Below are 20,911 nucleotides of genomic sequence, written 5' to 3' on the forward strand. Positions count from 1 at the left end.
GCCCCCGAGGCGTCCCCCAGTCGCCGTTGCCACAGTCGCGTGCCGCATGGGCGTACCGGGCGCACCGGGCGTACACACGGACGGATCCCACGAGGAGGCGCCATGGCCAAGATCAGGTACACACATCCGGACGGCAGCGAGACCGTGCTCGACGTCCCCGAGCCCAACACCGTCATGCGGGGCGCGAAGCTGAACAACGTGAACGGCATCGAGGCGCAGTGCGGGGGTTCCGCACAGTGCGGCACCTGCCATGTGTACATCGACGAGGCCAACACCCTGCCGCTGCCGCCGATGGACGACGTCGAGGACGACGTGCTGTACGGCACGGCCAGCCCGCGCCGGGAGACCAGCAGGCTCAGCTGCCAGCTGCCCGTCTCGGACGCCATCGACGGGCTTGTGGTGCACCTGCCGGAGAGGCAGAGCTGATGGCCGGGCGTCAGGTGGTCGTCGTGGGCGCCGGGCAGGCGGGCTCGGACACGGCCGCCGCGCTGCGCGCGCGGGGTTTCGACGGGGATGTGGTGCTGATCGGCGACGAGACACCCGTCCCGTACCAGCGTCCCCCCTTGTCCAAGGCGTATCTCTCGGGCAAGGCCGGTCTCGGCGAGCTCGAACTGCGGCCCGAGGACTTCTACCCCGCCCAGCGCATCGAGCGGGTCGGCGGTGTCCGGGTGGCGTCCCTCGACCGGGACGCCTCCCAGGTGGTGCTCGCCACCGGGCGCACCCTGCGCTACGACAGCCTGGTGCTGGCCACCGGCGCCCGCCCCCGTCTGCTGCCCGTGCCCGGCACGGGACTCGCCGGCGTGCTGTCGCTGCGCAGCCTCGCGGACGCGGACGTGCTGCGCCGTGAACTGTCCGCTGCAGCGAACCTGGTGGTCATCGGCGCCGGATTCATCGGCATGGAACTGGCGGCCACGGCCACCGGCCTGGGCGTGCGGACGACGGTGGTCGAGGCGGGCACCCGGGCCATGGGCCGTACGGTGACGAGTCAGGTCTCGGAGTTCCTCACCGCCGAACACACGGCACGGGACGTCCGCATCCTGCTCGGCACCGAGGTGATCGGTCTGGACGGCGACCGCGATGGCCATGTCCGCGTGGTCGAGTTGAACAACGGCCGGCGCATACCCGCCGACGTGGTCGTGGTCGGCATCGGTGTGCTGCCGTCGGTGGACCTGGCGGCGGACGCCGGGCTCGACGTGGGCGACGGAGTGATCGTGGACGCTTCGCTGTGCACCAGCGACCCGGCCGTGTACGCCATCGGCGACTGCGCCCGATTCCCCACCCCCCATGCCCCGCACACAGCGGGGACGTTGCGTCTTGAGTCCGTGCAGAACGCCTCCGACCAGGCCCGCTGCGTGGCGGCGGCCCTGTGCGGCGAGCCCGCCCCGTACACCGCCGTGCCGTGGTTCTGGACGGAGCAGTACGACCTGCGGGTGCAGATCGCGGGCATCACCGGAGGCCATGACCACACGGTGACGGTGGGCGATCCGGCCGGGCGGCGGTTCTCCGTGCTCTGCTTCCGAGGGGAGCGGCTGGTGGGCACCGAGTCGGTGAACCGCCCTGCGGACCATATGATCACGCGCCGCCTGCTGGCCTCGGACGCCCCCGGCCCGTCCCCGGAGGAAGCGGCCAGGCCCGGCTTCGACCTCAAGACCTGGCAGAACCATGCCCAGGCGAGTGCGGCTGCGGCGCGGACGGCCGTGTGAGGACCACGCTCCCGGTGGACTCGAGCACGCTGACACCGGCCGGGGCCTGGACGGTCCAGGTGTCCCGGCCCGGCGGCACATATCCGGGTGTCCTGCACTTCACCACGGACGGCAGGGTGTTCCTGGCGTCGGGCGGCGCCGGAAGCTGGCGGGCGACGGGTGGTGCCTCGGTCGGCCGCTTCGCGTTCCGGATCGCCGAGCCCGTCTTCGACGGCACGGGCGCGTGCACCGGCTGGGTGGACATCGTGCAGCGGGCCACACTGGACGGGGACGCCTTCAGCAGCACGGGAACCGCGGTGGTGTACGACCGCGAGGGGCGGGCGGACCGCCAGGCCCGGGTCGGGATCTCGGCGCGACGGACCTCGTGAGACGCTGCCCTCATGATCGCCAGGCTCCAGTGCGTGGTGTTGGACTGCGCCGACGTCGACGAGTTGTCCCGGTTCTACCAGTCGCTGATCGGCGGCACGGTGAACCAGCCCGATCCCCGGTGGTTGCTCGACGACGACTGGGCGACCCTGCACACCGAAAGCGGGATCGTGCTGGCCTTCCAGCGGGTGGCGGACCACCGGCCGCCGCGTTGGCCCGACCCGGCTCACCCCCAGCAGTTCCATCTCGACCTGGCGGTGGAAGACCTGGACAGGGCCCAGGAGGAGGCGCTCGGCAAGGGCGCCGTGCTCCTCGACGCGGGTGACGGGAAGCGGAGTTGGCGGATCTTCGCCGACCCCGCCGGCCATCCGTTCTGCCTGGTCAGGGACTGAGGACGCCGCCCGTCGGAAGGCCCGTCCCGACGGCGAGCGCACAGGTGCAGTCCCACAGCCGGCCCACCGCCCACACCGGAGACGAACTGCCCCGGCCCGCGCGGCTGACCCGCACGCTGATGCGGACGTTCCGCCGAGACCAAGGGCTGTCCGAACCCAAGGGCTCCTCGTTCGGATCTTGCAGGCTCGCGTGCACTGGCGCTGCGACGAGCCCGGCGGACACCGCTGTGGTGTCCGCCGGGCTCGTCGCCCAAGCGCCCAGGACAGGTGATTCCGGCGTTCGGCCTCAGGAGTTCAGCGAGAGCGACACATTGCCTCGGTAGGCGCCCTTCAGGCACGCCATCAGCGCCTCCGGAGCTGCCTCGATGCCACCCTCGACCACCGTCTGCGGGAACACGAACGTGCCCGCCCCCAGCCAGGTCGCGAAGTGCTGCAGCCAGGCGCCGATCTGCTCCGGGGTGTGGTAGCAGGCGAAGGGCCGCAGTTCCAGGTGCCGGGTGATCGCCGTCATCAGGTCGAGCCGCGGCCGGCCGTCCTCGCCGGCCCCGTTCTGCACGGACAGCGCGCCGCACAGCGCGAACCTGGCGTACGGGGCCGCGACCTGGATCGCGGCTTCGAACTGCTCGCCGCCGACGTTGTCGAAGAACACGTTGATGCCGTCGGGGGCGAGCTCCCTCAACCGCTCGACCACCGGCCCGTCGTGGTAGTCGAAGGCGGCGTCGTATCCGAGCTCCTCCACCAGGTACGCCACCTTCTCCGCACTGCCCGCGCTGCCGATCACCCGCGCCGCGCCCCGGTGCTTGGCGATCTGCCCGGCGAGCGAGCCCACGCCACCGGCCGCGCCGGAGACGAACACCACGTCGCCCTCGCCGACCCGGGCGATGTCGGCCATGCCGTAATACGCCGTGGGGCCCTGGCACAGGAAGTAGGAGGTGTCGGGGAACATGCCTTGAGGCAGTTTGAAGAAGGTGTGTGCGGGACCGACCGCGTACTCGCACCAGCCGGTCATGGACTGCACCGGATCGCCGACGGCCAGGTCGGGGCTGTTGGACTTCACGACGGTGCCGGTCTCCCCACCGCCGATGCGCCCGCCCACCTGGTACGGAGGCAGCGGCAGCTGGCAGTCCGCGCGCATGAGGTCCTGGTAAGCGGCGGCCACACCGAGATGGTCCATCCGCACGACGACCTCGCCCGGGGCGGGCTCAGGGATCTCGACCTCGGCGAGCTCGAAGTGGTCGAGGGTGAGATCGCCCTCCAGGTGCTTGGCCAGGCGTATCTCACGGGCCTTGTCCGGGACCGGCACTGCTCCCGATGTCATGATCACTGTCCTCCGTACCGGGTGGTTGGGTTCGGGCCTCGGCGAGGCTCTCAGGGGGCGTCCCAGACCACCGGCAGGCTGGTCAGGGTGTGGTTGATCTCGCCGGTGTGCCAGGGCAGTTCCTCCCGCGGCACGGCGAGCCGGAGGCCGGGGAAGCGTCGTACCAGGCCGTCGATGGCGATCTCCATCTCCATCCGGCCCAGGTGCTTGCCCAGGCAGTAGTGCACCCCGTGGCCGAAGGAGATGTGCGGGTTGTGCTCGCGGGCCAGGTCGAGCCGGTCGGCGTCGGCGAAGACATCGCCGTCGCGGTTGGCCGACGCCAGGCACAGCAGCACGGCGTCGCCCTTGCGGATGGTCACCCCGCCGACCTCGATGTCCTCGGCGGCGACCCGCGGGAAGCCGGAGGTGTCGGTCGCGAACAGATTGACGTGCCGTAGCAGTTCCTCGACGGCGACCGGGATACGGCTGCGGTCCTCGGCGAGCCACTGCCACTGCTCGGGGTGGTCGGCGACCAGTGCGAGCACCGAGTTGGCGAGTTGGTTGGCGGTGGTGTCGAAACCGGCGCCGATCAGGGTGAAACCGAACGTCACCAGCTCCTGCTCGCTGAGCCGGTCGTCGTTGTCACGGGCCGCGATCAGCTCGGAGAGCATGTCGTCGGTGGGATTGGCGCGCTTGTCGGCGATCAGCCCGACGATGTACTCGCTCAGCTTGGCGAGTCCGGCCAGGGATTCCTCACCACCCGCACGGTCGTCGACGGTGGCGAAGGCACGTGCCCACTTCTCGAAGTCCCGCAGGTCCTTGGCCGGCACGCCGAGCAGTTCGCCGATGACCGTGAGCGGCAGCGGCAGGCAGAGCTGCTGCACCAGGTCGACCGGGCCCTGCTTGACCATCATGTCGTCCAGGAGTTCGTCGGAGACCTTCTGGACTCCGGCCCGCATCCGCTCGACGCGGCGCAGAGTGAAGGCGCCGGCCACCAGCTTGCGCAGCCGGGAGTGCTCCGGCGAGTCCAGGGAGATGATCATCTCCGGTGTGGTGTGCATGGTTCCGCCGATACGCGGGGCGCCCTCCCCGCAGGCCAGCGCCCGGCTGAGGCGGGGGTCGGCCGACAGCGCCCGCACGTCCTCGTACCGGGTGATCAGCCAGGCGTCGACGCCGCCTGCGGTGGGGACGCGTACCACAGGCTGGTCGGCGCGCAGGGTGGCGTACTGCGGGGCGGGCCCCCGGTAGCTCGAACCGGGGAAAGGATAGACGTCGGACACGTCGGACACGGGGCAGGCGGACATCGGGATACCTCCGCGAGGTGCGGGCTGTCGTCGGGTGGTGGGCGGACGGGCAGGGCACGGCGCGGGCGATCCGCAGGCGCTGCTCAGCGGCGCGCGGGCGTGCTCGGCTCTGTGCTGGGGCGGTGGGGGAATCGGCTGGGTCCGGTCGGACGGCTACTGCTCCTCGGGGCCCAGCAGCACGGCCGAGTAGTTCTTGCGCGCCGCCGTGTCGTACTGGAGTGCGACATGGCTGGTGGCAGAGGTGATGTCACGCCAGAACCGCTGCAGGGGATGCGCCTCGCCGAGACCGCCGGTGCCCGCGCCACGTACCAGCAGCCCCGCCGCCTCCTGGAGGAGCTCGGCGGCGAAGGTCGCGTTGCGCTCGTTCCTGGCCATCAGCTCAGGTGTGAAGAGCTGCTTGTCGATGACCTCGGCGTTCTGGTCGACGAGGTGACGGGCGGCGTCGATCCGGCCCGACGCACGCACCATGATCATCTCGCCCGCGTGGTTGCGGCGCCGACCGGTCATGCTGCCGGCGCAAGCGGTCAGGGCACCCGTTGCCGCCCCCACCACAGGGGCGATGAAGGTCAGCCCGCCGACCGCCTGGAACGGCACATGGTGGCAGGGCGCGGCGGAGGTCTCGTTGTGCCCGGTCAGCATGTCGGCACGGTCGAAGGACAGATGCGCCGGTACGAGCACGTCCTCCAGCACCACGGTGTGGCTGGCGGTTGCCCGCATACCCACGCTGTCCCAGGTCTCCTGCACCGTCCAGGTCCCGCGGGGCAGCGCGAAGAAGCGCAGCTGCGGGGGCCCTTCGGCGCCCGTGACGGCGGCGGCGCAGACCAGGGCCCAGTCGGCGAAGTCGATCCCGCTGACGTAGCTCCACCGGCCGCTGAGCCGCCAGCCGCCCCCGTCCACCGCCTTGGCCCGCCCTGCGGGCATCAGAGCGGTGGCGATCACAGTGTCGGGGCTCTCACCCCAGACGGCGCGGTGGCCCTCTTCCGGGAGATGGGAGGCGAACCGTGCCGAGTACGCGGCGAGCGAGGCGCACCAGGCGGTCGCCGCACAGGCCTCGCCGACGGCCACGACGGCGCGCGTCAGCTCACCGAAGCCGCCCTCCGTACCACCCCAGCGGGAAGCCACGAAGTGCCGGGCGAAGCCGGACTCACGGATCGCCTCGGTGACTTCGGGAGCGAGCCGACGGGTGGTGTCCGCGTCTGCGGCATGCTCGGCCGCGAGCGCGCGCAGCTTGTCGGCGGCCTGGGCCAGGCCGGTGTCCCCTTGTATGACGGCAGCCATCCTCATGACCTCCTGTGGTGAACGCTTCGCTATGCGCGGTCCGGTCGCACACCCTGCCGGGAGCGCCTCGAAGCCGGGTGCAACGCGGCTAGGAGACCTCGCGGACCGTGCCCACTCGGAACATGCCTCGGGCCCCGGTCGACGATGACCGGGGCCCGAGGCCGCTCCACGGAACGGACCGCGCCTCAGAAGAGCTTGGCAAACCGCTCCAGGGTCTCCCCCGGGCTCGGCCCGTCCAGCGCCTGGAAGATCCGGTCGGCACCCTCTCCGTGCTTGTGCAGCTTGATGTGCGCCAGCTCCACGGTGGTGCCGCCGCCCTGCGCCGGGGTGAAGGTCACCTCGATCTCACTGGCCCGTTCGTCGTCCGGGATCGACTGCCAGTTGCCGTCGAGCCGCCAGGTCATCGCCAGTCGGCGTCCCGGCTCCCATTCCAGGATGCGGCCCCAGGTGATCTCGTTGCCCTCCACATCCCACTCGTAGTAGCGCCCATCCGCTCCGCCCTCGAAGGCGAGGCCCACCCGCTCCTTCTTGAGCAGGACATGGGACGGCGGCCACCAGTCCTTGGGGCGCTCGGTGAAGACCTTGAAGCTCTCGTCGGGCGATGCCGGCACCGTCACCGACTTCCGTACGTCCGGAATCGTCTGCTCCGACACGGACCCCTCCTCGCTCGCGTCACATCGATCGGTGCGGTCACCATCGCCTCCACCGCTCAACCCCACGTCGACCGGGGCTCGAACGGCCTGGCCTCGAGGCGGATTCGAGAACCACGCAAGGACCGGGCGCCACGGTCGGTCCACTTGGACGAGCGACGGGAGAGCACGATGACAGATACGGCACGACGAGTCGCCTTCGTCACCGGCGCGACCAGCGGGATCGGACTCGCGGTGACCGAGTTGCTGGCCGGGCAGGGCATGGCCGTGTTCGGCGTGGCCCGGGGTGACGAGGACGTACGCGCGCTGGTGAAGCGGTTGCGCGCGGAGGGCCACGAGGTCTCCGGAGCGGTCTGCGACGTCACCTCGCCGGAGTCGATCCGCGCCGCGGTGCGCACGGCCGTCGACGCCTACGGCCGGATCGACGTCCTCGTCAACAACGCGGGGCGCGGCGGTGGCGGAGTGACCGCCGAGATCGAGGACTCCCTCTGGGACGACGTGATCGAGACCAACCTCAACGGCACCTTCCGTGTCACCCGTGAGGTGCTGAGCACCGGGCTGATGCGGGACGGGGGCTGGGGCCGCATCGTCAGCATCGCCTCCACCGGAGGCAAGCAGGGCGTCGAACTGGCCGCGCCGTACTCCGCCTCCAAGCACGGTGTCATCGGCTTCACCAAGGCGGTCGGCAAGGAGCTGGCCAAGAGCGGAATCACGGTCAACGCCGTGTGTCCTGGCTATGTGGAGACACCGATGGCGCAGCGGGTCCGCCAGGGCTACGCCGGGCACTACGGCGTGAGCGAGGAGGACATCCTCGAGAAGTTCAACGCGAAGATCCCATTGGGCCGCTACTCCACGCCCGAGGAAGTGGCGGGTCTTGTCGGCTATCTGGTCTCCGACTCGGCGGCGTCGATCACGGCGCAGGCGCTGAACGTCTGCGGCGGGCTGGGCAACTACTGATGCGAACCGAGACGGAAGTCACCACCATGGCGAAGGTTTCCCCGTTCTCCCAACCGGCCGAGTCCGCGGTACCGGCCGGAGCCGCGGCTTCCGCCGCGTCCGTCGCGTCCGTCGCGTCCGTCGCGTCCGCGACAGCCGTACTGGCCGCGCCCGAGATGGCCGCCTTCCGGGCGGCCATGGGCCGCTTCCCCACCGGGGTCACCCTGCTCACGCAGGGCAGCGGCGACGGCACGAGTGTGATCACCCTGAACAGCCTCACGTCCGTGTCGCTCGACCCCTTGCTGATCCTGGTCTCCATCAAAGCGGATGGCCGGATGCGCCCCCGGGTCGCCGATGCCGGCAGCTTCGCCGTCAATGTGCTGGGGTGCCATCAGCAGGACCTGGCCCAGGAGTTCTGCCGGCCCGACCGCCCGGCCGGCCTGGCGGCGATGCGCCGGCTCGGCGCGGTCGAAGGGATCACCGGTAACGCGGTACTGCCGCTGGCCGAGGCCTCGTTCGAGTGCGTACTCGACGCCCAGCACGAAGCCGGGGACCATACGCTGCTGATCGGGCGGGTGGTGGCCCTGGCCACCACCGAGACCGGCTCCGATCCGCTCGTCTTCCACCAGGGCCGCTTCACCCGCCTGCCCGCCGGCGCAGCCGCGACGGAGGCGGCGGCATGAGAGCGGGCTCCGACGTGTCCGCCACGGCGCCGCCCTCGCTGCGGCCCGTGGCGGACGGGGTGTACGCCTTCGTCCAGCCGGACGGAGGCTGGTGTCTCAACAACGCCGGGCTCATCGTGGGTTCGGAGCGCGGTGTGCTGGTCGACACCGCGGCCACCGAGGCCCGTGCCCGGCGGCTGCGGGAGGAGACCGAACGGCTGGCTCCTGGCGGGGTCGACTTCGTCGTCAACACGCATTTCCACGGTGACCACACCTTCGGCAACGGGCAGTTCACTCCGCGCTCGGTGATCGTGGCGAGCGAGGGCTGCCGTGCCGACAGTGCCGAGGCCGGGCTCGGGCTGCGAAGCCTGTGGCCGGACGTGGAGTGGGGCGAGACGCCGCTGGTCCTGCCGTCGCTCACGTTCCGCGACTCGCTCACCGTGCACGCGGGGGATGTGCGTGTCGAGCTGCTGTCGGTCGGACCCGCGCACACCCACGACGACGTGGTGGTGTGGGTACCGGAGCGTTCGGTGCTGTTCACAGGCGACGTGGTGTGGTCGGGCGTCACTCCGTACGTGCTGATGGGCTCGATCTCGGGCTCGCTGAGGGCTCTGGCCCGGTTGCGCGAGCTCGGGGCCGCGACGGTGGTGCCGGGTCATGGGCCGGTCGGCGGCGGTGAGTTGATCGATGAGACGGAGGCATATCTGCGTTGGGTGCAGCGGCTGGCGGAAGACGGGCTGAGCCGGGGCATCGGGCCGCTTCGCGCTGCCGAGGAGGCGGATACGAGCGCGTTCGCCGGGCTCGTGGACTCGGAGCGGCTGGTGGGAAATCTGCACCGCGCGTTCGCGGAGCTCCAGGGTCTCGCGCCCGGGGCCCGCATCGATGTACTGGCGTCCTTCAAGGAGATGGTCGCCTACCACGGCGGGCTGCCCGCCTGCCATGCCTGAACGACACGCTGAGAGGAGTCGTCGATGACGATCCTGCTGGAACGGACCGTAAGGGAAGCGCTGCCGCCGCTGGAGCTGACGGTGGGGCACACCCTGCCGCCGCTGATGGCACTGGCTCCGACAGTGGCACCGACTCAGGCCCCAGCGCCCCGTACCGCACCCGCCTGGGTGCCCCTGCTGCTGGCCGGTGATCCCGATGACGACGGCAGCGAGTCGCACATCTGCCGTGGCATCGATTGAGCCGGCGGCGGGTGCCACTGCGAAACGGGCGGGTGCCCCGTACTTCGGTACGGGGCACCCGCCCGTTTCGGCGCATCGGCGCTTTCGGGCTCAGGAAGCGCCGGGTTCGTCGCGGTGGATCACCCGCGAGCGGGTCAGAAGCCTGCCATCCACCCGGACGAGGACATCGTCGACGGTGAACGTGGGCTGGAAGCTGACGTTGCCCTCGCGGTCGGTCTGGGTGACGAGGGTGTAGTACGAAACGCGCAGGAGGTCGGCGTCCGCCTGGTCGACCTCGATCAGGATGTGGCCGAACCAGTGGCGGACGGCGATGCCCTGGTAGCGCGGGAGGTTCGCCTTCATCCCGGCGATCATCTCCTCGCGGCCCTGCTGACGGTGGCCGCCCGCGTGGACGACCTCTCCGTCGTCGGTGAAGGTGTCCGCGAACCCCTCGATGTCGAGGGCGTCGACCCGGCGCATCTGGTGGGCGTAGAAGGTCTGGACCTCGGCGTAGACATCTCCGGTGACCTGGTGCCGGAGTGTCCCGACCGGCTGAGGCATGGCAACTCCCTTCGAGACGCTGCCCTCATGGCCGCGCGACTGCGCCCAGGCTGCCGAAGGCGCCTGCAGCACCAGTGGAGACCGGCTCGGAGCCCCGGCCGGTACGACGGGTCGGTCGGCCCGGGGCTCCCTCAGCCCACCGCCTTCAGGAACCGGGCGGCGACGGGTCCCGCGTCGGCACCGCCCGAGCCGCCGTCCTCCACGAACACCGCCCAGGCCAGGTTCCGCTGTCCCTGGTAGCCGATCATCCAGGCATGGGTACGCGGAGGCCGCTGGTCCCCGTACTCGGCCGTGCCGGTCTTCGCATGCGCCTCTCCCGGGACGTCCTGCAGCACCTGGGCGGTGCCCTCGGCGACCGTGGCGCGCATCATGCCGCGCAGCGCGGACAGGACGGCGGGGACGAGGCGCTCCGACGCATGGTGCTTGTTCTTCACCGCGGCGGGCACGAGGAACGGCTGCCGGAACGTGCCGTCCTTGACGGTCGCCGCGACCGACGCCATCACGAGGGGCGAGACCTGGACCCGGGCCTGTCCGACGGTCGCCGCGGCCTTGTCGTTGTCGCCATCGGCGGCTGGGACACTTCCGTCGTATGTGGCGACCCCGACGTCCCATGCGCCGCCGATACCGAAGGCCCGCGCCGTGTCGTGCAGCGACGCGTCCTTGAGCTTGGTACGGGCGTTGATGAAGAAGGTGTTGCAGGACCGGGCGAACGCGTCCGTGAGCGTGGCACCTCCCGGCAGACCGAACCGGCCGTGGTTCTCGAACCGCTGCCCGTTGACATGGGCGAACACGGGGCAGTCGGCGCGATCGGCCGGCCGCATGCCCGCCTTCAGCAGAGCGGCGGCGGTGATGACCTTGAAGGTGGAGCCGGGTGGATAGCGCCCTTCCAGTGCTCGGTTCATACCACCGGGCCTGTTGGCGGCGGCGAGGATACGACCGGTCGCCGGATCGAGAGCCACGATGGCCGCGTTCTTCTCCAGGCCGTCCAGAGCGCCGGCGGCGGCTTCCTGGATCCTCGCGTCGATGGTGGTCCGTACGGGCACTCCGCCCTTGGCCCCGCTGTCGTCGCGGATCCCCTTCACGGCGCGCCCGGAGGCGCGGTCCACGATCACGACGGAACTCATCCCGGGGGCTCCACCGGTGAGCTGCCGGTCGTAGCGGGCTTCGAGGCCGGAGATCCCTTTGCCGCTCTTCGGATCGACCAGCCCCACGAGCGAGGGTGCTCGCAGGGTGTCACCGTGGGTGTCGAGCACGGCAGCGCGTCGCCGCGCCCGAAGAGCCAGGGTCTGCCCGGGAGCGAGCTCGGGATGAATCAGCGGGGTGGTGAACTCCACCTCCCACGTTCCCTGCCCGTCCCGCCCACTGTGCCCGCCCCGCTTCAGCAGGAGTCTGGCCTTCGACTCCCAGGTGTAGTCACCCGCACCGGGGATCGTCATGGCGACGGCGAACGGGATCCGGACCTCCCGGCTTCCTTGCCTCGTGCCCTTCAGTGCCCTGAGCTCGGCCTTCGACGGCTTCAGGTTCGTCATCACGGAGGTGATGAGCGACTCGGCATAGGCGGGAGTCGCGGTGTACGCGCCCGCCCGTCGGGCCGCCCCCGCCTCCCAGGCGTCCAGGAAACCCTGCAAACGCTCGGTGGCAGCCTGTACACGGGAATCCTCCGGATGCACCACCAGGGTGGTGTAGGCCCAGAAGCCGGCCCCTGCCAGGGCCGCGGACGCCGCCACCGCGGCGACCGCGGTGCGACGTCGATGCGACCGCCCGTACCTCGGCGGGGGGTAGTTCCGGTAAACACAGCCGCGCGCCATGCGCGCATCCTAGAGTCACCCTCTCCTCACTCTCCGTACTGGCGCGCGATATCGGCGACGGCTCCTGTCCACGTCTTCCATCCGGTTGGCCGCCCCGGAACCGGCTGACAGAGGTAGCATCCCTGCCTGGCTTCGGGGGTCCGGCACGGACCGCGTGGGGATTGAACGCTGGAGGAACCACATGGCATCCCTTTCCCAGCCGGGTGTGCTCGCACGGCTGGCCCAGCTGAGCCGTGACGCATCGCAAGACCAGGGCGGGGCCCTGTGGCGGCTCGCGGCGGACGGGCGCCAACTCGACGCCAATGTCGTACGCCTGCCACCGGGCGCCCATGTAGCCGAACACGTAGAGCCGGCCCTTGACGTACTGCTGTACATCACCTCGGGCAGCGGGCGGCTGCTCATCGGCGGCACGCGCCAGGACATCGCCGAGGGCTCGGTGGTGTGGCTCCCACGCGGAAGCCGGCGGGCTCTGTATGCCGGGCCCGAGGGCCTGGTCCAGCTCAGCGTCCATCGGCGGCGCCCGGGGTTGGCCATTCAGGCTTCGCCCGCGGATACGTCGGAGGGTGGTGAACACGCCTGCCTGCTGGACCGCGTCTGCCCCGAATGCGGACGCCTCGCGCCGGAGTCGGACGCGCGCTATTGCGGTCGCTGCGGAGAGCAACTCCCCGACGTGGCCTGAGCGGTCCGGACCGCGGTCCGGGCGATCCGTCCGCACGGCTCGGCGCGACGGGTCCGGTCGGGCTGGGCTGAGCTGTGCCGGACTGAGTTGTGCTGGACCGGATTGGGGGGTCCGGTCGGGCCCGTACCGCGATCACATGAGCGAGGCCCACACCAGGAGCACGAACGAGGCCAGAATGAGCCCGGTACGAGCAGCGTGGAAGCGTCGCCATCTGGCTTCGAAGGCCGCTCGCGCCTCGGAAGCCGGTGCGCTCCCGGAAGACGCCAGCGCGTCGTTGAGGGGGATGTTGCCGACGATCGTGATCAGGTGATTGAGGATGGCGCACACCGATCCGGCCACGAGCAGCCACATCCGACCGGCTGATCGCTCTTCCGTCGGCACGGCCAGGGTCGCCACCGGAAACACGATGACGGCCAAAAAGACCGTCAGGAACACAGCACGTGGCACCTCCTCGTTGATGCGCCTCATGGTCGCGACGAACTGCTCGTCCGGAAGCCTTGCCAGTGCGGGCATGATCCCGGTCTGGAAGATCAGGCACCGGTCACCGCTGCGCCATCAACGTGGCTGCCTGTCCTATTGACTTCGCCAACTGCTGCACCGACGCATCCTCCGTCACCTCGGCCAAGCCTTCGGCCCTCTGGGCAAGTTCGCCCAACCGGGGAGCGCCGGGAGTCTCCACACCTCGCAGTGCTTGGGCGAAGTACGCGGCGGCGGCACTGACCCGCAGCCGCGGCGCCGTCTCCGTGGACCAGAGGCCCCGGTCGAGCGCCGCCGCCTCCACCGCCCCGGTCGCCTCGTGGGGCGCCCTGGTGCGGGGATCGAGCCAGCGCACGGTGGCGGTGGCGACGTGCCCGCTCGCGCCTTCACGCAGCCGTACCGCGTAGAGCGCGGTCACCGTGTGTCCCGGCCCCACCTCGCCCCCGTCCACCCGGTCGTCACGGAAGTCCTCGTCCGCCACCTCCCTGTTCTCGTATCCGATCAACCGGAACTCCTTCACCGTCTGCGGGTCGAACGCGACCTGCGCCTTGGCGTCCCGGGCGCGTAGCTCCACATGGGCGGGGAGCTGGTCCACGAACACCTTCCTGGCCTGCGCGGACGTGGACACGTAGGTGGTGTGCCCGTCGCCCCGGTTGGTGAGGCGCTCCATCAACTGGTCGCCGTAGTCACTGCCGACCCCGACGCCGAACAGCGTGATCCCGTACTCCCGACGCGAGGTGTCTATCCGCTCGAGGATCGCGTCCGCGTCGGTGTCACCGGTATTGGCAAGCGCGTCCGAGAGCAGCACGACCCGGTTGGTGGCTCCCTTCCTGTACCCCTCCGCAGCGACGTCGTATCCGGTGCCGACACCTGCCCCGACATTGGTCGAGTCGCCCGGTTCAAGACCATTGACGATCTGGCGGATACGGTCCCGCCGACCACCGAGGCCGGTCATCGGGAGCCGGGTCTCCGCCTCGCCGCTGAATGTCACCAGCGCGATCGAGTCGTCATCACGCAGTTGATCGGTGAGGATGCCGAGGGATTCCCGGACCAGGTCGAGCCGTCCGGGTTCCGCCATCGACCCCGACACATCGACGACGAACGTCAGGGCCGCCGGAGGCCGTTCGGCTGTGCGGTCGGCGGTGCGGGTGGCCAGCCCGACGCGCAACAGCGACCAATCCTGCCCGACGTACCTTCCCCTCCCTTCCTCGTTCGCCACCCGGGCGCCATCCACGGCCACGGTGAAGCCGTTCCCCCGGGGCCGCGGATAGTCCTGACGGAAGCTGTTGACGAACTCCTCGGGGCGCACCGCGGCGGGGGCGGGCAGTCGCTCTTCGGCGAGTGTGCGTTTCGCGTACCCGTACGAAGCCGTGTCCACATCGAGTGCGAAGGTGGACAGGTAGGCCGCCGGAGGCGCGAACTCCCCTGCCTCGTCGCCCTGCTGCTCGCCTTCTCGTCCCCTTTCAGTGTCGCTCCCGGCCGCGGGCCCTCCTCCGTCGGCTGGCATCGGAGCCGGCTGTCCCCGCTCGGCCCGATGCGCTCCGTCGCCTCGCGAGGAGCCGTCGACCTGCCCACCCGCCCCGCAGCCGGTCAGCACCATGGCCCCGGAAAGCAGCGTGACGAGCGCTCCTCTGGTTGTCCGTGCGTATGCCTGCGCGACCACTCGCAGCGCGGCACTCTCTTGATACGTCCTTGCGCGGAGATGCATCCTCAGCCCCCTGGATTGTCAGCACTGTGGATGTGACGTTCGAGAAGGCGCGCTGGAGCATGCGAACGCGTTGCGGATGGATCTCAAAGCGGCAACGGCGGACCAGTGGAGCGCCGCCGCTCTGCCGCTGGATCTGCGGCTGCACTGCGATGGTCTGTTGCTCATCCGTGACCCCGTGGTGGTCCAGGCGCTGGTGCGCACGCACCTGCGCTGGTGGGAAGCGGGCGAGGAGATCCAGGCCATCGGCGAGGACTCCGTACCCGCCCATCTCCGCCCGGTGCCGGAGGCCGTGCTGGCCGGACTCACGGATGAGGCAGCCGCGACCCGGCTCGGTATGTCCGGCCGTACATACAGCCGCCGAGTCGGTGAGTTGCTCATCGCGCTGGGCACGACGAGCCGCTTCAGCGCGGGGGTGGAAGCGGCCCGCCGGGGCTGGATCCGAAGGCCCGGCGCCCAGGCTGGGAGTACGGGGGAACAGGCGGCGGAAGAGGAGAGGAGGTGATGGTTTTCAGGACACGATGTCCTTGCGGGCGAAGCCGCGAAAGGACAGGGCGATGAGGATCACGGCATAGGTCGTGGAGACCGCTGTGCCCTTCAGCATCCCGCCCCATTCCAGCTGCGGCTGCAGTGCGTCCACCCAGGCGAACTGCCAGTGCGCGGGAAGGAGATCACGCCAGGATCCGAGCGCCGTGACCGCGTCCAGGACATTTCCGATGATCGTCAGTCCGACCGCACCGCCGACGGCACCGAGCGGCGCGTCGGTCTTGGTCGACAGCCAGAAGGCCAGCCCAGCGGTGACCAACTGGGAAACGAAGACGAAGGCGATGACCAGGGTGAGCCGTCCCAGGGCGGCGGAGGCCGTCAGGGAGCCCCCGGTAGGCAACACCAGCGGCCCCCAACCGTAGGCGACAGTACCCGCCGCGAGTGCGACAAGCGGCAGCAGAAGCATCGCTGCAGCACTGAAGACCAGCGCCACAGCGAGTTTCGACCACAGCAGCCGCGCTCGGGGCACCGGCGCAGCGAGCAGATAGCGAAGGGAGGACCAGCTTGCCTCGGATGCGACGGTGTCCCCGCAGAACAGCGCCACCGGCACCACCAGCAGAAATCCCGCCGACACAAAGAGGCAAGTGGCGGCGAAGTTGGCACCGGACGCGGTTGCCGTGTCCATGAGGTTGATCCGGGTGCCGCCGCGGCCGTCGTCGCCGCCCGGCGAGCCTCCGATAGCGAAGGCCGCGATCAGGATGAACGGCAGGGCGGCCAGGACCGCGCCCATCACCAGGGTGCGCCTGCGCTTCAGTTGCCGGACGGCCTCGACTCGCAGCGGCAGAGTGCGCCGTGCTCGGTAGCCAGGGGCGGTCGCCCCCGTCGGCTCGGTGTGCACGGGGTGCGCGGTTCTCATGCGGTTGCCTCTCCGATCAGGGTGAGGAACGCGTCCTCCAGACGCCGGTGCGGGCCGACCCCGGTCACCGGCACCTCAAGGCGTACGAGTTCGGCGATCAGCGTCGCGGGGCTCGCTCCGTCCAGGCGGACCAGCAGCCCGCGGCCGTCGTCGCTGCGTGCGGCGGACCCCACACCGGGCAGGGTGGCGATCTTCTCCACCAGCGGCTCGGACACCCCTGCCGCTGTGGTCACCAGCAGGGTGTCGCCCGCACCGGTGATCTCAGCGACGGGACCGGTCTGGACGAGCCTGCCACGGTCCATGACCACCAGGTCGGTACACGACTGCTCGACCTCGGCCAGGAGATGGCTGGAGACGATGACCGTACGGCCCTCGGCCGCGTACCGGATCATCACGTCCCGCATCTCCCGGATCTGCGGCGGGTCGAGTCCGTTGGTCGGTTCGTCCAGGATCAGCAGATCCGGCAGACCGAGCATCGCCTGGGCGATCGCAAGGCGCTGTCGCATGCCCTGCGAGTAGGTGCGTACGGCGCGGCTCACGGCATCGCCGAGGCCCGCGATCTCCAGCGCCTCGCCGATATGCGAGTCTTCGGCGGGGCGCCCGGTGGCCTGCCAGTACAACTCGAGATTCTCGCGGCCGGACAGATGGGGGAGGAAACCCGCGCCTTCGACAAAAGCGCCGACGCGGGAGAGCACCGGTGCACCGGGCTTGATGACATGCCCGAAGACACGGATCTCGCCCTCATCGGGCGTGATCAGACCCATCAGCATGCGCAGCGTGGTGGTCTTTCCCGCACCGTTCGGGCCGAGGAGACCGAGGACCTGGCCCTTCTCGACCCGGAAGGACAGGTCCCGTACGGCGTAGCGGTCGGCGGACTTGGCGTAGCGCTTGGTCAGCCCTGTGATCTGGAGGGGCACACCCGCGAGGCCGGGGTCGGGCACCGGTGCGGTGGTGCGGCGCCGGGCGGTGAGCAGCAGCACCGCGGCGGTGAGCACGCCCACGGCGGGAAGTCCCCACACCCACCACGGCAGCACGGCGGCCTGGGCGCTGACACCCGGTGCGGTGGGCGCGATGAGCGGTCCGGCAAGCGAGACGGTGTAGGCCGCGGGAGTCGCCGGCGAAGCGTAGCCGAGGTCGGTGGCGGCGACGACCAGTCGTAGCCGGTGGCCCGTCTCCACCTCGTGGTCCACCGCGGGCAGGGACAACGCGACGCTCTTTCCGTACTTGGCGCCCTCGACCCGGACGGGCGCGACGAGTTGGGCGGGCAGTACCTGGCTGCGTCCGTCGGGTCCGACGTCGTACACCTTGGTGAAGAGCACCGCAGTTCCACTGTCGGATGTCACCGTGAGGCGCACCGTGGGCGAGCCGGTGATGGTCAGCGGCTTCTTCAACGGCTGGGAGTCGAAGCGGGCGTACTGCCCGGGGAAGTCCATGGAGAGCCCGGACCCCAGGGAGGACAGCTGGGCAAGTCCGCCTCCGAGGCCGGGGACGGCGGAGATCCCCGGCGGGCTCGCGCCGGCCGGATTGTGGAAGGTCTGTACCCGGCCACCGAGTTCGATGGCACGGCCGCCCGCGTGCAGTCCGGGGTATCCGGCGGCAGTGGCACCGCGCAGGGTTGCCCGGCCGTCGGTCGAGTCGACGCCTCCCGCGCGACTGACACGGAAGCCAGGCCCGGTGTCCGCGGTGGTGTCGCCGTTCAGGTGGCGGTCGAACCAGGCGGAGACGCGGTGCTGGATGCGCGCGCCCTCCATGTCCCCGCCGTCGTGGCCGCCTGCGATCCAGTCGACGGCGACGGGTGCGCCGTTCTGCTTGATCGTCGAGGCCATCTCATCGGCATGCCCGAGGGGGAACAGCGAGTCGTACCGGCCCTGCACGATCAGTGTGGGCACCGTGATCCGGTCCCCGACGGCGGACGGGCTGCGCGACTCCAGCAGAGTGCGGGCCGCGGCGTCGGGCACGCCCGAGGTGGCGATCCGTTCGTACATCGCGCACAGCACCGGCTGGAAGCGTCCGCAGGCGGCCGCCGCCGAGCGCGGGGGCGCGGCACCAGAGGCCGGTTGGACCGCACTCATCCCACCGGTGGTGAAAAAAATGCCCGCCCACAGCTTCTTGAAGACCCCATCGGGGAGCAGGGCGTCGGCGAGGTTCCAGTAGGTGATCTCCGGTGCGATCGCGTCGACCCGCCGATCGTGGCCCGCTGCGAGGAGCGAGATCGCACCGCCGTATGAGGCTCCGGTGACACCGACGCGTGGGTCGCCCTCGGCGTCGAGACGCACCTCGGGCCGCTTGGCGAGCCAGTCGATCAACCGGGACACGTCCTTGACCTCGTGGTCCGGGTCGTTGAGTCCGATCTGTCCGGTGGATGCCCCGAAGCCACGCGCGGACCAGGTCAGGACGGCATACCCGTCACGCGCCAGTGCCTCCGCCTGGTCGCGGACCGAGTCCTTGCTTCCACCGAAGCCATGGCCCACCAGTACGGCGGGCCGCCGCGCGCCACCGCTGCCGGCGGTGAAGAACGAGGTGTCGATCCTCGCCCCCGGCATGCTCAGCACCCGGTCCTCGCGGTGCACCGACGGCATGTCCTCCGAAGCCGCCACCGTCCACACGCCGGCGCTGCCGAGGACGGCGACGGCGGCGACGCCCGCGAGCCATCGCCTCCGTCCCCGCCCTCGGCGCCGGTTCACGGCTGTCCGCCAGGGAGAGGGAAGTCGGATCGTCATGGTGGAACCCTAAGCGGACCCGCGCCGCACCGGTGGTCGCCACCGGGCGGAGCTCGGCGCCCTCCTAGGGCGGCCCGGCACGGCCCTAGTTACCCCTCCAGTCACGTTGACCTGCGGGGATGGACCGACCCCCTTCCTTTGAGGTCAGCACCGTGCTCTGTACCTACCGTCGGGAAACCCGCTGGTCTTCTCGATCACCCGTCGGCACCGCGCAGATGCGACGATGTCCCGCAGAACGGCGAAGCGGCCGGTACGGGCGAGCGTCCCGTACCGACCGCCAGGCGTCCACCGCCGGTGGTCAGTGGTTGCGGGGGAAGCCCAGGTCCACGCCGGCCGGCGCCTCGGACGGGTCGGGCCAGCGGGTGGTGACGACCTTCCCGCGCGTGTAGAAGTGCACGCCGTCGTTGCCGTAGATGTGGTGGTCGCCGAAGAGCGAGTCCTTCCAGCCGCCGAAGCTGTGGTAGCCGACGGGCACCGGGATCGGCACGTTCACTCCGACCATGCCGGCCTCGATCTCCATCTGGAAGCGGCGTGCGGCACCGCCGTCACGGGTGAAGATCGCGGTTCCGTTGCCGAACGGCGAGGCGTTGATCAGCGCGACGCCGTCCTCGTACGTGTCGGCGCGCAGCACGCACAGCACCGGACCGAAGATCTCGTCGCGGTATGCGTCGGAGTCGGTGGGGACCTTGTCCAGCAGCGACAGCCCGATCCAGTGGCCGTCTTCGAAGCCTTCGACCGTGTAGCCCGTGCCGTCGAGGACGACCTCGGAGCCTTGTGCGGCTGCGCCGTGGACGTAGGAGGCCACCTTGTCGCGGTGGGCCTTGGTGATCAGCGGGCCCATCTCGGACGCCGGGTCGTTGCCGGGACCGATCTTGATCTTCTCGGCGCGCTCACGGATCTTGCCGACCAGTTCGTCACCGATAGAGCCGACCGCGACGACGGCGGAGATCGCCATGCAACGCTCGCCCGCCGATCCGTACGCGGCGGAGACCGCGGCGTCCGCAGCGGCGTCCAGGTCCGCGTCCGGCAGGACCAGCATATGGTTCTTGGCGCCGCCGAGCGCCTGGACCCGCTTGCCGTTGGCCGCGGCGGTGGTGTGGATGTGACGGGCGATCGGCGTGGAGCCTACGAAGGAGATCGCCGCGATGTCCGGGTGCTCGAGAAGGCGGTCGACCGCGACCTTGTCACCCTGGAGGACGTTGAAGACGCCGTCCGGCAGGCCCGCCTCGGCAAACAGCTCGGCGATCTTCAGAGCGGGAGAGGGGTCCTTCTCACTCGGCTTGAGGACGAAGGTGTTACCGCAGGCGATGGCGATGGGGAACATCCACATCGGAACCATCGCGGGGAAGTTGAACGGCGTGATGCCGGCGACCACGCCGACCGGCTGGCGGATCGCTGCCACGTCCACCCGGTTCGACACCTGGGTGGACAGCTCGCCCTTGAGCTGGGTGGTGATTCCGCAGGCCAGGTCCACGATCTCCAGACCGCGGGCGACCTCGCCGAGCGCGTCCGAGTGGACCTTGCCGTGCTCGGCGGTGATCAACTCGGCGATGGCGTCACGGTTCGCGTCCAGCAGCGCACGGAAACGGAACAGGATCGTGGTGCGCTGGGCCAGCGACGACGTGCCCCACCTGGCGTAGGCGTCCTTCGCTGCGGCGACGGCCGCGTCGACCTCGGCCACGGAGGCGAGCGCCACCTCCCGGGTCGCGGCACCGGTCGCCGGGTCGGTGACCGGTGCCCAGTTGCCGGACGCGCCCTCGACGATCTTGCCACCGATCCAGTGGTTGACGTGCTTCGTCATGGTG

At 70.4% G+C, this 20,911-nt stretch carries 21 protein-coding genes; 10 read left to right on the plus strand and 11 right to left on the minus strand.

Annotated elements, in window-relative coordinates; genetic code table 11:
* Nucleotides 1-102: 102 nt before the first annotated feature.
* Genes V1460_RS30785 through V1460_RS30800 form a run of 4 tightly spaced genes read left to right on the plus strand, consistent with a single transcriptional unit; the run spans nucleotide 103 to nucleotide 2,461 of the window.
* Complete coding sequence (locus V1460_RS30785; RefSeq protein ID WP_338676875.1) at nucleotides 103-426, plus strand: 2Fe-2S iron-sulfur cluster-binding protein; 324 nt, start codon at nucleotides 103-105, stop codon at nucleotides 424-426.
* Complete coding sequence (locus V1460_RS30790) at nucleotides 426-1,703, plus strand: FAD-dependent oxidoreductase (protein ID WP_338676876.1); 1,278 nt, start codon at nucleotides 426-428, stop codon at nucleotides 1,701-1,703. Before V1460_RS30785 ends, V1460_RS30790 begins: the two co-directional genes overlap by 1 nt.
* A gap of 14 nt (nucleotides 1,704-1,717) precedes the next feature.
* Complete coding sequence (locus V1460_RS30795) at nucleotides 1,718-2,071, plus strand: hypothetical protein (protein ID WP_338676877.1); 354 nt, start codon at nucleotides 1,718-1,720, stop codon at nucleotides 2,069-2,071.
* Between the two features lie 12 nt (nucleotides 2,072-2,083).
* On the plus strand, nucleotides 2,084-2,461 hold the full coding sequence (locus tag V1460_RS30800; protein WP_338676878.1) for a VOC family protein: 378 nt from the start codon (nucleotides 2,084-2,086) through the stop codon (nucleotides 2,459-2,461).
* Nucleotides 2,462-2,747: 286 nt separating this feature from the next.
* Here V1460_RS30800 and V1460_RS30805 read toward each other — a convergent pair whose 3' ends face one another.
* From V1460_RS30805 to V1460_RS30820, 4 genes are all read right to left on the minus strand, one after another.
* Nucleotides 2,748-3,779, minus strand: a complete 1,032-nt coding sequence (locus V1460_RS30805; protein ID WP_338676879.1) for an NADP-dependent oxidoreductase — start codon at nucleotides 3,777-3,779, stop codon at nucleotides 2,748-2,750.
* Between the two features lie 50 nt (nucleotides 3,780-3,829).
* Entirely contained in the window at nucleotides 3,830-5,062 is a 1,233-nt protein-coding gene (locus V1460_RS30810; protein WP_338676880.1) for a cytochrome P450, read from the minus strand.
* A gap of 153 nt (nucleotides 5,063-5,215) precedes the next feature.
* A complete protein-coding gene (locus V1460_RS30815; protein ID WP_338676881.1) occupies nucleotides 5,216-6,340 on the minus strand; it encodes a hydrolase in 1,125 nt (374 codons plus the stop codon).
* A gap of 185 nt (nucleotides 6,341-6,525) precedes the next feature.
* Entirely contained in the window at nucleotides 6,526-6,993 is a 468-nt protein-coding gene (locus V1460_RS30820) for an SRPBCC family protein (RefSeq protein ID WP_338676882.1), read from the minus strand.
* 168 nt (nucleotides 6,994-7,161) lie between these two features.
* Here V1460_RS30820 and V1460_RS30825 point away from each other — a divergent pair, with 168 nt between their 5' ends.
* The 4 genes from V1460_RS30825 to V1460_RS30840 are packed head-to-tail and all read left to right on the plus strand — an operon-like array spanning nucleotide 7,162 to nucleotide 9,775.
* A complete protein-coding gene (locus tag V1460_RS30825) occupies nucleotides 7,162-7,947 on the plus strand; it encodes an SDR family NAD(P)-dependent oxidoreductase (protein ID WP_338676883.1) in 786 nt (261 codons plus the stop codon).
* Nucleotides 7,948-7,973: 26 nt separating this feature from the next.
* Nucleotides 7,974-8,609, plus strand: a complete 636-nt coding sequence (locus V1460_RS30830; protein WP_338676884.1) for a flavin reductase family protein — start codon at nucleotides 7,974-7,976, stop codon at nucleotides 8,607-8,609.
* Nucleotides 8,606-9,535, plus strand: a complete 930-nt coding sequence (locus V1460_RS30835; RefSeq protein WP_338676885.1) for an MBL fold metallo-hydrolase — start codon at nucleotides 8,606-8,608, stop codon at nucleotides 9,533-9,535. The genes V1460_RS30830 and V1460_RS30835 overlap by 4 nt, the downstream gene beginning before the upstream one ends.
* Before the next feature lie 24 nt (nucleotides 9,536-9,559).
* Complete coding sequence (locus V1460_RS30840) at nucleotides 9,560-9,775, plus strand: hypothetical protein (protein ID WP_338676886.1); 216 nt, start codon at nucleotides 9,560-9,562, stop codon at nucleotides 9,773-9,775.
* A 90-nt stretch (nucleotides 9,776-9,865) separates the two neighbouring features.
* Here the strand turns inward: V1460_RS30840 and V1460_RS30845 are convergent, their stop codons facing one another.
* Nucleotides 9,866-10,315 (minus strand): nuclear transport factor 2 family protein, encoded by a 450-nt coding sequence (locus tag V1460_RS30845; protein ID WP_338676887.1) that lies wholly within the window; start codon nucleotides 10,313-10,315, stop codon nucleotides 9,866-9,868.
* A gap of 131 nt (nucleotides 10,316-10,446) precedes the next feature.
* Nucleotides 10,447-12,123: a penicillin-binding transpeptidase domain-containing protein gene (locus tag V1460_RS30850; RefSeq protein ID WP_338676888.1), complete on the minus strand. Its 1,677-nt coding sequence runs from the start codon at nucleotides 12,121-12,123 to the stop codon at nucleotides 10,447-10,449.
* A gap of 181 nt (nucleotides 12,124-12,304) precedes the next feature.
* On the opposite strand from V1460_RS30850, the gene V1460_RS30855 reads away from it, so the two are divergent.
* Complete coding sequence (locus V1460_RS30855) at nucleotides 12,305-12,802, plus strand: AraC family ligand binding domain-containing protein (protein ID WP_338676889.1); 498 nt, start codon at nucleotides 12,305-12,307, stop codon at nucleotides 12,800-12,802.
* Between the two features lie 132 nt (nucleotides 12,803-12,934).
* Here the strand turns inward: V1460_RS30855 and V1460_RS30860 are convergent, their stop codons facing one another.
* Both V1460_RS30860 and V1460_RS30865 read right to left on the minus strand, forming a co-directional pair.
* Nucleotides 12,935-13,237 carry a DUF1772 domain-containing protein gene (locus tag V1460_RS30860; protein ID WP_338676890.1) on the minus strand — a complete coding sequence of 101 codons (303 nt, stop codon included), beginning with the start codon at nucleotides 13,235-13,237 and terminating at the stop codon, nucleotides 12,935-12,937.
* A 106-nt stretch (nucleotides 13,238-13,343) separates the two neighbouring features.
* Nucleotides 13,344-14,879, minus strand: coding sequence for a von Willebrand factor type A domain-containing protein (locus V1460_RS30865; protein WP_338678270.1), 1,536 nt, complete (start codon nucleotides 14,877-14,879; stop codon nucleotides 13,344-13,346).
* A 184-nt stretch (nucleotides 14,880-15,063) separates the two neighbouring features.
* Between V1460_RS30865 and V1460_RS30870 the strand changes: the two genes are divergently transcribed.
* Nucleotides 15,064-15,489, plus strand: a complete 426-nt coding sequence (locus tag V1460_RS30870) for a hypothetical protein (protein ID WP_338676891.1) — start codon at nucleotides 15,064-15,066, stop codon at nucleotides 15,487-15,489.
* Between the two features lie 6 nt (nucleotides 15,490-15,495).
* On the opposite strand, the gene V1460_RS30875 is transcribed toward V1460_RS30870, so the two are convergent.
* The 3 genes from V1460_RS30875 to mmsA all read right to left on the minus strand — a co-directional run bounded on the left by V1460_RS30875 (nucleotide 15,496) and on the right by mmsA (nucleotide 20,907).
* Nucleotides 15,496-16,386: an ABC transporter permease gene (locus V1460_RS30875; RefSeq protein WP_338676892.1), complete on the minus strand. Its 891-nt coding sequence runs from the start codon at nucleotides 16,384-16,386 to the stop codon at nucleotides 15,496-15,498.
* Nucleotides 16,383-19,106 carry an alpha/beta fold hydrolase gene (locus V1460_RS30880; RefSeq protein WP_338676893.1) on the minus strand — a complete coding sequence of 908 codons (2,724 nt, stop codon included), beginning with the start codon at nucleotides 19,104-19,106 and terminating at the stop codon, nucleotides 16,383-16,385. The genes V1460_RS30875 and V1460_RS30880 overlap by 4 nt, the downstream gene beginning before the upstream one ends.
* Before the next feature lie 298 nt (nucleotides 19,107-19,404).
* The gene (mmsA, locus tag V1460_RS30885; protein WP_338676894.1) at nucleotides 19,405-20,907 is read right to left on the minus strand and encodes a CoA-acylating methylmalonate-semialdehyde dehydrogenase; all 1,503 of its coding nucleotides are present in this window, start codon (nucleotides 20,905-20,907) and stop codon (nucleotides 19,405-19,407) included.
* Nucleotides 20,908-20,911 lie beyond the last annotated feature (4 nt).

This window comes from Streptomyces sp. SCSIO 30461 (assembly GCF_037023745.1).
GTDB lineage: Bacteria > Actinomycetota > Actinomycetes > Streptomycetales > Streptomycetaceae > Streptomyces.

Bases quoted from the DNA above. Each gene is read 5' to 3' on its own strand.
- V1460_RS30830 (WP_338676884.1), top strand. From the start codon at position 7,974: ATGGCGAAGGTTTCCCCGTTCTCCCAACCGGCCGAGTCCGCGGTACCG.
- V1460_RS30785 (WP_338676875.1), top strand. From the start codon at position 103: ATGGCCAAGATCAGGTACACACATCCGGACGGCAGCGAGACCGTGCTC.
- V1460_RS30790 (WP_338676876.1), top strand. From the start codon at position 426: ATGGCCGGGCGTCAGGTGGTCGTCGTGGGCGCCGGGCAGGCGGGCTCG.
- V1460_RS30810 (WP_338676880.1), bottom strand. From the start codon at position 5,062: ATGTCCGCCTGCCCCGTGTCCGACGTGTCCGACGTCTATCCTTTCCCC.
- V1460_RS30855 (WP_338676889.1), top strand. From the start codon at position 12,305: ATGGCATCCCTTTCCCAGCCGGGTGTGCTCGCACGGCTGGCCCAGCTG.
- V1460_RS30875 (WP_338676892.1), bottom strand. From the start codon at position 16,386: ATGAGAACCGCGCACCCCGTGCACACCGAGCCGACGGGGGCGACCGCC.
- V1460_RS30825 (WP_338676883.1), top strand. From the start codon at position 7,162: ATGACAGATACGGCACGACGAGTCGCCTTCGTCACCGGCGCGACCAGC.
- V1460_RS30800 (WP_338676878.1), top strand. From the start codon at position 2,084: ATGATCGCCAGGCTCCAGTGCGTGGTGTTGGACTGCGCCGACGTCGAC.
- V1460_RS30840 (WP_338676886.1), top strand. From the start codon at position 9,560: ATGACGATCCTGCTGGAACGGACCGTAAGGGAAGCGCTGCCGCCGCTG.
- V1460_RS30880 (WP_338676893.1), bottom strand. From the start codon at position 19,106: ATGACGATCCGACTTCCCTCTCCCTGGCGGACAGCCGTGAACCGGCGC.
- V1460_RS30835 (WP_338676885.1), top strand. From the start codon at position 8,606: ATGAGAGCGGGCTCCGACGTGTCCGCCACGGCGCCGCCCTCGCTGCGG.
- V1460_RS30845 (WP_338676887.1), bottom strand. From the start codon at position 10,315: ATGCCTCAGCCGGTCGGGACACTCCGGCACCAGGTCACCGGAGATGTC.
- mmsA (WP_338676894.1), bottom strand. From the start codon at position 20,907: ATGACGAAGCACGTCAACCACTGGATCGGTGGCAAGATCGTCGAGGGC.
- V1460_RS30815 (WP_338676881.1), bottom strand. From the start codon at position 6,340: ATGGCTGCCGTCATACAAGGGGACACCGGCCTGGCCCAGGCCGCCGAC.
- V1460_RS30805 (WP_338676879.1), bottom strand. From the start codon at position 3,779: ATGACATCGGGAGCAGTGCCGGTCCCGGACAAGGCCCGTGAGATACGC.
- V1460_RS30865 (WP_338678270.1), bottom strand. From the start codon at position 14,879: ATGGTGCTGACCGGCTGCGGGGCGGGTGGGCAGGTCGACGGCTCCTCG.
- V1460_RS30870 (WP_338676891.1), top strand. From the start codon at position 15,064: ATGGATCTCAAAGCGGCAACGGCGGACCAGTGGAGCGCCGCCGCTCTG.
- V1460_RS30850 (WP_338676888.1), bottom strand. From the start codon at position 12,123: ATGGCGCGCGGCTGTGTTTACCGGAACTACCCCCCGCCGAGGTACGGG.